Here is a 1023-nt window from a genome sequence, read left to right as displayed (position 1 = left end):
CGACGGGGGTGCCGAGGGGCAGGTCGGTGCCGGCGCCGAGGCGGGTGTAGAGGGTGGCGACGGCGGCTTGCAGCACCATGAACAGGCTGGCGCGGCTCGCGGTGGCCAACTCGCCCAGCCGCTGGTGCAGTTCGTCGTCCAGGCGGTACTCGACCACCCCGGAGCGGTGGCTCGGGGTGGCCGGGCGCGGGCGGTCGTAGGGGAGGGCCAGCTCCTCCGGGGCGTCGGCCAGGGCCTGCTGCCAGTGGGCGAGTTGCCCGGTCAGCAGGGCAGTGGGCCGCTCCTGGTCGCCGAGGAGTGCGCGCTGCCAGAGGGTGTAGTCGGCGTACTGGACGGGCAGCGGCTCCCACTGCGGCGCGGCGCCGGCGGTGCGGGCCCGGTAGGCGGTGGCGAGGTCGCGCAGCAGGGGGGTGACGGACCAGCCGTCGCTCGCGATGTGGTGCAGCAGGAGCAGCAGCACGTGCCGTTCGCCGTCCAGGGAGAACAGCGAGACCCGCACCGGCTGGTCCTCGGCGAGGCGGAACACCTCGCCGGTGGCCTCGGCCAGGGCGGCGTTCAGCTCCTCCTCGTCGGCCACCGGCCGTGCCCGCAGGATGAGCTGGGCGTGCTCGGCGATCAGCTGGTGGGGCCGGCCGTCGGCGGCCGGGAAGGTGGTGCGCAGCACCTCGTGCCGGGCCACCACGTCGTTCAGTGCCCCGGCCAGGGCGGCGGTGTCGATGGCGCCGGTGAGCCGGGCGACGAACGGGGTGTTGTAGAGGGCGCTGGGGCCTTCGAACTGGTCGATGAACCACAGCCGCTGCTGCGCCGGGGAGAGCGGGACGCGCTCGGGCCGCTCGGCCGGCCGCAGGGCCGGGCGGACGGCGCCGGAGGCGGGCAGGGCCTCGGCCAGCGCGGCCACCGTCGGGCTGTCGAAGAGTGCGCGGATGGGCAGCTCGACGCCGAGGGCGGTGCGGATCCGGCTGACCAGTTTGGTGGCGAGCAGGGAGTGGCCGCCGAGGTCGAAGAAGCCGTCGTCGATGCTGA

General features: G+C 75.2%; 1 protein-coding gene. It reads right to left on the bottom strand.

The features are described from left to right. Window positions 1-1023 (bottom strand): condensation domain-containing protein (locus ACZ7BZ_RS38395; protein ID WP_470362427.1); only part of this gene is annotated, 1023 nt, incomplete at both ends.

It is taken from the genome of Kitasatospora sp. NPDC036934, assembly GCF_055608425.1.
This window is presented reverse-complemented; position numbering and strand designations above follow the sequence as displayed.